General features: G+C 45.0%; 9 protein-coding genes. 6 read left to right on the top strand and 3 right to left on the bottom strand.

All coding sequences use genetic code 11. The features are described 5' to 3' along the window. The 5 genes from K6G33_RS11970 to K6G33_RS11950 form a co-directional block, all read left to right on the top strand. Positions 1-610, top strand: a 610-nt coding sequence (locus tag K6G33_RS11970) for a GHKL domain-containing protein (protein ID WP_296779774.1), incomplete at its 5' end; no start/stop codon positions are given. A gap of 348 nt (positions 611-958) precedes the next feature. Beyond that, positions 959-1306, top strand: a complete 348-nt coding sequence (locus K6G33_RS11965) for a hypothetical protein (RefSeq protein ID WP_296779771.1) — start codon at positions 959-961, stop codon at positions 1304-1306. Continuing rightward, entirely contained in the window at positions 1242-1865 is a 624-nt protein-coding gene (locus K6G33_RS11960) for a DUF6017 domain-containing protein (RefSeq protein ID WP_296779768.1), read from the top strand. The genes K6G33_RS11965 and K6G33_RS11960 overlap by 65 nt, the downstream gene beginning before the upstream one ends. A 24-nt stretch (positions 1866-1889) precedes the next feature. Beyond that, positions 1890-2117, top strand: a complete 228-nt coding sequence (locus tag K6G33_RS11955; RefSeq protein ID WP_296779767.1) for a hypothetical protein — start codon at positions 1890-1892, stop codon at positions 2115-2117. After that, complete coding sequence (locus K6G33_RS11950; RefSeq protein WP_296779764.1) at positions 2087-2551, top strand: aminotransferase class I/II-fold pyridoxal phosphate-dependent enzyme; 465 nt, start codon at positions 2087-2089, stop codon at positions 2549-2551. Before K6G33_RS11955 ends, K6G33_RS11950 begins: the two co-directional genes overlap by 31 nt. 94 nt (positions 2552-2645) lie before the next feature. On the opposite strand, the gene K6G33_RS11945 is transcribed toward K6G33_RS11950, so the two are convergent. The 3 genes from K6G33_RS11945 to K6G33_RS11935 form a co-directional block, all read right to left on the bottom strand. After that, positions 2646-3869 (bottom strand): extracellular solute-binding protein, encoded by a 1224-nt coding sequence (locus K6G33_RS11945; protein WP_296779762.1) that lies wholly within the window; start codon positions 3867-3869, stop codon positions 2646-2648. A 27-nt stretch (positions 3870-3896) separates the two neighbouring features. Further along, positions 3897-5090: a diguanylate cyclase gene (locus K6G33_RS11940; protein WP_296779759.1), complete on the bottom strand. Its 1194-nt coding sequence runs from the start codon at positions 5088-5090 to the stop codon at positions 3897-3899. A gap of 528 nt (positions 5091-5618) precedes the next feature. After that, entirely contained in the window at positions 5619-7994 is a 2376-nt protein-coding gene (locus K6G33_RS11935; protein ID WP_296779756.1) for a hypothetical protein, read from the bottom strand. Between the two features lie 222 nt (positions 7995-8216). Between K6G33_RS11935 and K6G33_RS11930 the strand changes: the two genes are divergently transcribed. Further along, positions 8217-10421 carry a helix-turn-helix domain-containing protein gene (locus K6G33_RS11930; RefSeq protein ID WP_296779754.1) on the top strand — a complete coding sequence of 735 codons (2205 nt, stop codon included), beginning with the start codon at positions 8217-8219 and terminating at the stop codon, positions 10419-10421. Positions 10422-10646: the final 225 nt, after the last annotated feature.

Here is a 10646-nt window from a genome sequence, read left to right as displayed (position 1 = left end):
AATGGAAGAAAAGCAGTACCGCAGGACACGGAGGTATTTGCAGGAAACAAGTGAGATACGCCATGACTTTCGACAGCATATTGTTTACATCAGCGAGCTGTTGGAACAGGGACAGATCGAAAAAGCAAAAAAGTATCTCTCTCCGATCATGGAATCCGTCAATCGAACTCACAGGATAATATGTACCAATCAAGCCGTCGATGCAATAGCAAATCATTATGACGATATAGCAAGGTCAATAAATGTTGTGGTAAGCTGGTCTTTTGACCTCACAGACAAGCTGCCGATAGATGAAGCAGATATGTGTGCAGTCATGGGGAATCTTGTCGAGAATGCAATTCAGGCGGCTGAACAGCTTGAAGGCGACAACAGGCTCGTGAATGTCAGGATCGGATTACTGCCCCCGAAAACACTTGTCATTTCCATTTATAATGCCTATAAGGGAAGGCTTATTCTCGACAAGAATGGTTTGCCTGTCACTGAAAAGAAAAATCATGGCATTGGTCTGAGGTCTGTCAGGAATATCGTTGAGCGATATGGCGGTACGATGGAGATAGAAACGCATAACGGAATTTTTAATGTCAGCATACTGATGTATGCACCCGATTAACAGAATAGATAGAATGACCGCCCATGTACTGCGATTGGTACATGGGCGGTCTTGTTTTTGATAGGATTTTGTGATGGGCAGGATTTTGACTGCCATTTTTTCATTATATACCGAAATATAGCTGATTTGCTATCACTGAATTTCCGTTCTGCCATTTGGGGCGACGGCAGTGTGCGGTGAACAAAAGACAGACTGGGAGTTAAAACCTGCGGGAAATGGGATACCTGTGACTAATGGACACGCACTTGCTTCAAATAATCAGCCGACGTTAAGGAAATAGATACTATCACTAAGGAAGATATACTTTATTTACTTGACGAGGCGACGGATTCAACAAGCAATTTTGAAATGGATGAGATTACGGACGATTCTATTAAAAACGAAGCACATAAAATTATTTATAAAAGTATTTACTCAAAATTCTATAATCTATTAAGTAACAAAAAGCAATTTCTAGACGAGTGTGATGGGCTCTACAAAGATGCACTTCAAAAATATAAACCAAAAGAAGAAGTTACGCCAAGCAATGACAGTATAGCGAACCCTGCTGATAAGGTCGAACTGCCTAAGTTGGAGAAGTTTAGAGCGAGCTTCTATACCAAAGAGAAAATCAATCAGCTTCTCAAAGTCTTTGAAGGGGATAAAAAAAGCTCCGCAAGGGGCAGAAAAACAAGGCATAGAAAATCTACCCCTTGAAATTCTACCCATAGAAATTCAAGCTGTAGAAAATCAGGGGCAAATAAATACTAAGAAGAAAATAAAGAAAAAACAAATACTGAGTGATCAAGTATCTATCAATCAATCCCCCTCCGACAGCGAAACTGCTGTTGAAAATGTTGAAAGACAGACAGACGGAATGACTGATGAATATATCAGCGAAATGAAAATCTATACCGAAGTGGTGAAGGAGAACATCGACTTTGACTACTTCGCTGAATGGCTCGGTGATGAAGAAGAAGCTGAGGAGATCGTGCAGATGATGGTACGGCAGATATGCTCCAGAAAGAAAACAGAGCGTATTTGCAAAGAGGACTTCCCCAGAGAGGTAGTCAAGTCTTCTATGCTGAAGGTCGATATTGTTGTGCTGCAAAACGCCATCGAGCAGATAAAGCAGATCGACGGTGTTAAGAGAAAAGAACCTTATCTGATCAGCACTCTGTTCAACGAAGCCAACAATAAGCATTACAACGAAAATGCTGAAGAACGATGGGCAGTAGAAGCTGTCAAGAGAGATTTTGGCGGTTACGGTTACTGACCGTTTCTGAAAGGAGAGGTGGCAATGGGTGCGAAGAAGAAACCAGACATTACTCCTGCGTTTACTGGCAGAGATGTTCCAATCAATGAGATCGCTCAGGGAATCGGAAAAAGTGCCGACTTTATCAAGCGTGGACTGAGAACAGGCGCTCTTGATTTCGGGTATGCCGTAAAAAGCGACAACAGCGACAGGTATGGTTATTACTGCCCTGATAAACTCGTTTGGGAGAAAACAGGTTACCCAAGGCTATAACATCGGTCTCCTCTGACGGCAGAGAGATGAGCCTCAACAAGATGTGGAACCGCCGCCAGTGTACGAAATTCAACGGTGTTCCATATGTGATACAGCGTGCCGCCGAAGCAGTTTTCTCAGACGAAGGAATAAAGGAAGCAAAGGCAATGACCGATGCTTATATGCAGAACGCCCGTATCATTTCCGACACCATGGAGGAGCTCGGCATACGCTATACAGGTGGCATCAACTCTCCGTACATATGGTTTGAATGCCCATTCGGCATGAACAGCTGGGACTTCTTTGACTATCTCCTTGAAAAGGCAGGCGTTGTAGGAACACCCGGTGCAGGCTTCGGCAGCAGCGGCGATAACTGGTTCCGTCTTACAGCCTTCAACAGTAAAGAAAATACCGTCGAAGCCATGGAAAGATTTCGTTCACTGCTAAAGGAATAATTAATTCAGCAGATCTGACCGCTGTTTAAAGCAATAAAAAGACCTCCTATGGCATATTATAAACCATAGGAGGTCTTTACAAAGTGGATAGGTACTATCGTGCATTTATTTCTGCTGTGACATCGTCAAGCAATTCCTGAAGGTCTATTTTATCGGGATTGCCTGCTGCAAGAGTGCTTCCCAGCAGAGATGACGGTGTCCAGTATGCATCCGTTACGTTCTGTCGTACAGAAAAAGCAGACTGCTCACCAATAGCCACAACAGCAGGTGATGACTGAACTTCTTCCGCCTGCATAGCCTCAACATTTGAGGGGCACTCACCTGTCACTTTGAAACGTTCCACCTGATTATCATAATTTGATACCCATTCAGCAAACTTTACAGCCCACTCGGGATTTTTTGTTCCCGAGTATACGCCGACATACTTATATCCCATAAATCCGGACATCTGTACCTGATCGCCGTTGACCGTAAATGTAGGCAGCTTTGTAGCTCTGAGATCGTCGCCCCATATACCGCGAAGTTTCTCGTAATCCCACTGTCCGCTGACAAAGGCTATAACGCTGTCATCCGAAGCTCCATCGATGGGGCTTTCCGTACTTCTGAAGCCCTTGCTGCTGCTTATATCCAGCATCGCCTGAGCCACATCAACGCCTTTATACTTGTTCTCGGTAGAGTTCCAGTCACATTCGTTGAAGGTACCGCCGGGATTTGCTTCGGCAGTCAGTCCTGCTCCGCCGAAGAATGAATATGTATACCATCCCGAAGACCAGTCCATGGCGAAGAACTTGTTATTCTTCCCTGCAATTTCGAGGATATTATCAAGTGACTGAACATCCGATTCGTTAAGATACTTTGCGTTATAGTAAAGGAAATAACCGTTACCTGCTGTGATCGGACAGGCATAAAGATTAAGCTCTCTGACCACACATGAGATGACATCGGTATATCTTCCGCCGTTGTCAGCGATGATCTGATCCTTGTTCTCTGTTATAGGAAGAAGATATCTCGCATTATAGAGCTGATCCAGCTGATCGTCGGCAAAGTACAGTATATCAGCGGAATCGTCCGGATTATCATTTATATACTCCGTCATAGAGTGCTCGGGCTTGTTTCCGAGGATAATCTCTATATCCGCCTCATCTTTATAGTGCTCAACGAAGTTGTCAGCCATCTGCTGAAGCAGAGCCTCGTCCTCCATTTTCCACACATTAAGCGTTACCTTTTCACGCTTCTTGAAAGACTTTTTGCCGCAGGATGCCATAGTAAGGAAACATACTGCCGCACATGACATTGCCATTATCTTCCTGATATTCATTTTTTCTCCTCCTTATTTACTTACCGATCAATCCTTGTAATAGCGCCAGTTGCCCGATGTATAGCTGCTTCCGTTAGTTAAAGCCTGTTTGAGCTGATTATGGATGTTCATATCAACTGTATCGGGATTTTCTTTTCTTACAAGGGAAATATCATAATCCACTGAAACGCGGCTGTTATTGACGTCGTAATCCGATGTAAGGGATCTGTAGGCTCTTTCAACAAGATTAGCCACCTTTGTGAAGCTGTCCTGTGAATCATCGGTCTTGATCACAGCTACAAATTCATCGGAACCTGTACGATAGATCGTCGCGTCATCAAATACATCGCCGATACGTTCAACAGTCATCGCGAGTATCTTATCACCTGCATAAGTGCCGTATCTGAAGTTGATACCGCTGAAATCCTTTATGTCAAACATCACAAAGTTCATTGCCTCGCCCGCGGAAATCTCTACCGGCTCTACGCCGTATTCAAGAACAAAGGATATTCTGTTATTTGAAGATGTGACATTATCTGTGAACATGGCTTTATTGAGAGACTGCTGAGTCTTTTCGTTGGCATCAATGGCTGTTTCGAGGTTCTTTGCTATCCTCTTTCTGCGTGATTCGAGCATATTGAGGAGAACAAGAACGATAATTCCGAAGCCGATGAAGAATACACGAAGTACTTTCGCATTGAATTCCGCCTTGTCATAGCGCTTGTCGATAGATTCATTCGTAACAGTCAGAAGCTGGTTCAGACTGTCATCAAGACCGTTTCTTTTATTGATGAATCGTTCAAAGTAAATGGAGTTTGCAGTTTCAAAATGTCCGGCGTCGATCTGAGTAAGGAGCTCGTTTGAAACTATCTCGTTATACTGGTCCATAGCAGTTTTCACAAGCTGATACTGTTTTTCTTCCTCGCCTGTTTTCCTGATAGCCTCATACTTTTTCATAAGTTCCCTGCAATCGCTCATGGAATAATTTATCTTTTCAACATAGCTCCCGATAGCCTCGGCATTATCTGCCGAATCTTCATTACGGCCAAGATTTATGGTTATACACAGATCTGTTTCAAGCTCATGGAGTTTTATCGAGTTCTGCTGAAGATAATTCCTTGAAGCGATATCGTTATCCACAACGTCGGAATACTCGGATATAACAAGAGAGAAGCCTATTGCTCCGAGCACAATAAAAAGGATAACGATAACGTTTGTAATGACATTGATCTTATTCTTCATAATACTTACCCACTTTCATAAATTTATAAGCACGAACAGGTTTATCAGGAAAAGAGTCCTCCCATCCCTTTTCAATAGATTTGATACTGTCTCTTGCGAGCCTTTGCCTGTTTCATACATTACTATACTTATCACATCTGCGCCTTTGCGCACCACCAAAGAAATAAATGTCAGATCCAATTGATTGTGATCATCTCTGTGTTCCCGCAGGAACGATCCTTTTTCACATAATAAAAAAGGCACCTCTATAAAATGCAATATATTATCACACAAATTCACGAGCTGAAACGAAATGTAATGATAATTGCTGCATCTGAGGAGCCTTTTAGTAGAATTCTGTTTTACAAATATAGATTATCATACAATAGCCACTTATTCAATAACATTTTACACAATGATTCTGACATTTTACATAATAATAAAGGTTCCGAAGTTAAGCCGAAAAATACCGGCAGAAGCAAAGAGCTCCTATGGGAAATACCACAGGAGCTCTTTGCTTGTCATAAAGCTATTATCAGTCAGGAATTATCAACCAATTGTGACGGTATATCTTCCGTCATTAAGCTCACCAACTGTTATTGTAAGACCCGTTTCAACAGTTTGTCCGCCGTTTGAGTCATACCAGTGGAAGCCTGAAATACTGCCGTTTATCACATCACCGGAGTGATAGAGATTATCCTTTTCCGTATCATCGATCACTCGGATAAGACGTCTGCCCTTGTCCTTATTGGTGAACTCGCTGCCGCTTGCGTATCGGAAATATGTATTCCAGCCGTACTCAGTGGTCGCATCTATATGATAGATACGGACGCCCTCTCCCGTCTTTACCCACCATCCTGTCTTTGAACCGACAGCACTGTTGTTGCCGTCCTTTGTTATGTACTCGATAATGAAGTATTCCGAGAAATAGTCGTCAGCAAGCTTGCCGTTGGGGATAATAATACAGTTTCCGCTGTCGGTCTGGGCATTGCTCAGAGTAAATGTCTGTGTTCCCTTTGATGGATCAAACACATTGACCTGTCCGTCATGGTACCAGCCCTCCATAAGCTTGGAGAATGCACCGAAGTCAGAACCTGCATCGGTATCCATGAGCTCGATGCCTGCCGTACCGTGCATACCCTCGCTGTCAGAGGGATCAGTAAACAGATAATAATCAGGCAGACCTGTACAGTGTCCCAGCTCATGACAGTACGAGCTTATGTAATTTATATAGTCATTTACAGAGCCTATCTGCGCATTGCCTGTTATGATATGTCCGACGCCGACACCGTCAACGCGGTACTGCGGATCGCCGAATGCACCTGCGCAGGGCCACCAGTGGTCTGTTCCTGCTTTTTCGGGAACTGTGAACAGAGTCGCGTCGATCCTGCCGTCACCGTTTCCGTCGAACTGTGAGAAGTCCACCTGATCCTTGAAAGCCTCATAGCACTCCTCTGCGATCTTTACCTTGTTATCGTCATATACAGCCTGTTTTTCCTTTGTAGTATAGCGGAACACCTGACCATCCAGCTCCATGGCACCCTTAGAGGCTCTGCCATAGAAAGCAGAAAAGCTCTCAAATGGATAGCACTGAGAGGACTCATCTGCCGCGCCGAAGGAGATGTTGTTGAGCTCCTCTATGCTTGGAGTATAGTCATATTTACAGTCAGGGAAGTCCACATAGAAAATGACCATTTTTGCACTTCCCTGAGTCGGGAGTGAGGCTCCGTGTTTAGCCATATTTGCCGTAATGAAGCTGCCCTGCGGTTCTTCATAGGGGCTTTCGCCTTCAAGAAGCAGCTTTCTCATGCGGCACAGATCAAATACATCAAGGACATCATCCTCGCAGAGATCGGCAGCCTTCCATGCGGCAAGGACTGCATCATCTCGTCCCAGCAGCCAGTGCTGTAACAATACAAGGTCAGCAACATTGAAGCTTCCGTCTGCATTGACATCGCCCTTTATGCTTGCAGCAGGTGCAGGTGAAGAAAGATCGAACCTGCCCTCATCATTCTTTATCTCAGACCAGATATATCTCAGCATCCAGCCGTCAAAATCCGTTATCTTTGCAGCTGAGCCTGCCATCATTATAGAATTTTCGCCGCCGGGGAAGCCTCCGGGCGGAAAACCGTCCATTTCGCCTTCGCCGCCGTAAAAGTCTGTCATACCGAAGCCATGACCGATCTCATGTTCAAGAACATGGCTGCCGAATCCGCCAAGCATATTTAGGTACGCGGTATCAGAGAGCCGCTGTCCCCAGTCTCCTCCGCAGCCGCCGATATCCGGGAAGCCCTGTGTTGCCCACATATACATATCGAAGCGTTTGTCAAGTCCGCCGGGATAAGCATAGTTCTTATCCTGAAAATGCTCAAAACGTGAAAGCTCCAACGGCGCAAAAGGCTCATTATCCGGGATAGTATCCCTGCCGTTCGAGGTATCATACTGAGCGTCATAATACTTGGTATCGGTGTAAACTGTCTCATCATCGTGAAGGTCCAGCAGACAGTTCTTGTCAATGACAGCCCATCCGACTACCTTAACGTCGATATGGTCGTATTTCCAGCCGTCGTAACCTGCAAGGCGGTCATTCCACGCATTGATGCTGTCCGAGAGCAGTTTCTCGAACTGCTGTCTCTGCTCATATGTAACAGTACGGTACGACTGCCACTTCACAACATAATTGATAGTTCCACTGCCTGCTTCTATCTGGTCAAAGATAGTGTTGCGGCGCTCTGTGGACTTTTCACGTTCGATACGGTTGGTCCATATCCAGTCCGCAGCGTATTTGTATTCCTCGGGAAACTCAGACACGGTCACAGCCGATGCACTGAGCTTTACAGGCATACCGCCGCTTCGCGGCACTGTCATTACAGACATACACATTGCCGCTGATAACAATCCTGCAATAAATTTGATGCGCTTCATAATAATCCTCCAAAAATAATCATCGCTCCCCGTTACACCACCAAAGATCCCATACATCTCTGCATTAAAGCATACTGTTTTCCCATCATCCATTATTTAGATAATAGCATAATAAATATGCCAATTCAATAACATTTTACATAACCGAAATCACATAATGCACAATTTTTATTGACACAGCATCACACTTTGGTGTATAATACAGTAAAGGACGGTGATACGATGAAAAGGATAGGCGTGATAATACCTTCAATAACAGATGGTCTGCAAGTCGAACTCCTCGACGGGATCTTCAAAACTGCCTCCGCCGCAGACTGCGATGTCATAGTCCTGACGACTGCTACAAACGGAATGGAATTCCATATCCAGAACGAAATAATGACCGGTGAGGAAAGTATCTATCTTCTTCTCGAACGCGCCGAGCTTGACGGTATACTGCTTGTCTCGCAGTATTTTGTCAAGGCAACCGTCCGTAAAACTCTCTCCGAGCTGATCAGGAGAGCCGCCATTCCCTGTATAGATCTCGGAGGAACAGAACTCGGCTTTGAAACGGTATCTATACCTCAGGCTGAGGCGGTATGCGAGCTTACAGACCATATAATCGAAAAACACGGCTGCCGCGACCTGATATTCCTTGCAGGCCCCGAAGGGATATCTGATTCCGAGCAGCGTATCTCGGGATTTCTGCGTTCCGCCAACATACACGATTGCAGATATGAGATCATTTACGGAGACTTCTGGAAATTTCGCGCAAACGAACTCGGAAATGAATTCATAGAGCATAAGCGCAGGCTTCCCGATGCTGTGCTGTGTGCCAGCGATACTATGGCAGTAGCCCTTTGTGACACTCTGCAAAGCGGCGGGATCTCCGTTCCCGACGACGTGATAGTTACGGGCTATGACGGGCATATATCTGCCATATCCAACTTCCCTTCCATGACTACCGTAAGCGGAAATATGTTTGAGCTTGGCAAAACAGGCGTTAACAAGCTTTTAGGGATAGCCGCTGATGCACAGAGGTCTGATATGCACATTATTTACGGCGCAAGCTGCGGATGTGTAGAGCGTATGAACGATTATCAGACTGCTGCCCTGAAAGTGCGTGAACAGATACAGCGTGATGCCGAGATCGGCGCTATGCTTGAAATGCGCGTAAATGCCAATGTTATAACAAGAACATCAAGTGTAGATTCACTTGATGAGCTGACCGATATAGTCGATCAGACAGCTCATATAATTAAAAGCTATAAATCCCTGCATATATGCATCCTGCCCAATTGGGACAGCGATCCCGAACATCCCGATGCCTGTCCGACACAGCCGTTTCCCGAACAAATGCTTTGTGCGCTGTCAAAAAACGCATGGACCGCAGGCGTGAAAGGCGGTCCGTTCCCGACAAAGCATATAGTTCCTGCCCTCATGGGTGAACATGAGCCGACGCTGGTTTTTGTACTGTCGCTTCATGTCTCGTCACAGGTGTTCGGATACTGTGGATTTACATATGAAAGTGCGGTTGATTTTACCGTTTCATTAATGCTGTTCAATTATATGACCTCACTGGCAAACGGTATGCGCATCCTGCGGCATAAGCTCTATGCCGAATATCTGCAAAAGAAGATCGAAGAGTCCTCCCACTATGACAAAATGACTGATATGCTCAGTAAAAAAGGACTTCTCCTCTATCTTGAGAGTCAGAAGGAGTTAAATGTCAGAAACTGTATCATGCTGGTCACTGTCTCACAGTTAGCAGCTGCTCCGAACAGAAAGAAAAAAAATGATCTGTCAGATATCTACCTGCAGTCCGATCTTCTGCTTGCAAACGCGATACGACTTGTATCGGGACGAAATAAAACGGCAGCACATCTTGATAAAATGACATTTGCTATCGTTTTTTCGCTGCCTGACAATGGAACTCCCGAAACGATGGCAGAAGAAATGATGATACAGCTCGAGTTGCTTATAAGAAAAATGCAGGAAGGAACGTCAGCGGATTTTTTGCCCGAGCCTTACTATGTCTGCGGAGAAGCAGCCTATCCTGCCGAAAAATGCGTATCTGAGCTGTGGGACGTTCTGAACGCCCGCAAACCGAAAGTCAAAGGTTTTACAGGTATAGGCGAGCTGAAGAAGCTAAGGCGCGAGCTTCACAAAGCTCCCGAGCTGAACTGGAATCTCACCGAACTTTCCAAGCGTCTGTATATCAGTAAAAGCTATGTCCAGAAGCTGTACAAGGAACATTTCGGCATCAGCTACATCGACGATCTCCTTGAAGCTCGTATCGAAATGGCAAGGCAGCTCCTGCTGACGACAGATCTGCGTATCAGCGAGGTAGCGTCATCCTGCGGCTATCAGAATGCCACTCATTTTATGCGTCAGTTCAAGAATAAGGTCGGTATGTCACCGTCTGAGTTCAGAAAGAGCAGCAAATAGCTGCCTTGGCACTTGAATTACAGCATATTTCGGAAAAAGTGTGATATAAACGAAAAAACGGACAGCTGTTCTGAACAGCTGTCCGTTTCAGCCTGTCCACAAAGCCCCTCTGCGAGCAACGCAGAGGGGCTAATTACACAGAATATCAGGCAAAAACAAGATCAGAACACAAAAATGGGATATATACAGTATAAAACAACGAAGGCTGACGATCCTTTCTGAGGT

Origin of the sequence: Ruminococcus sp. (assembly GCF_024691275.1) — a bacterium.
Lineage (GTDB): Bacteria > Bacillota > Clostridia > Oscillospirales > Ruminococcaceae > Ruminococcus.
The sequence above is the reverse complement of the archived record's forward strand: the minus strand, read 5'-3'. Positions and strand labels throughout refer to the sequence as shown.

Bases quoted from the DNA above. Each gene is read 5' to 3' on its own strand.
- K6G33_RS11930 (WP_296779754.1), top strand. From the start codon at position 8,217: ATGAAAAGGATAGGCGTGATAATACCTTCAATAACAGATGGTCTGCAA.
- K6G33_RS11940 (WP_296779759.1), bottom strand. From the start codon at position 5,090: ATGAAGAATAAGATCAATGTCATTACAAACGTTATCGTTATCCTTTTT.
- K6G33_RS11955 (WP_296779767.1), top strand. From the start codon at position 1,890: ATGGGTGCGAAGAAGAAACCAGACATTACTCCTGCGTTTACTGGCAGA.
- K6G33_RS11935 (WP_296779756.1), bottom strand. From the start codon at position 7,994: ATGAAGCGCATCAAATTTATTGCAGGATTGTTATCAGCGGCAATGTGT.
- K6G33_RS11965 (WP_296779771.1), top strand. From the start codon at position 959: ATGGATGAGATTACGGACGATTCTATTAAAAACGAAGCACATAAAATT.
- K6G33_RS11945 (WP_296779762.1), bottom strand. From the start codon at position 3,869: ATGAATATCAGGAAGATAATGGCAATGTCATGTGCGGCAGTATGTTTC.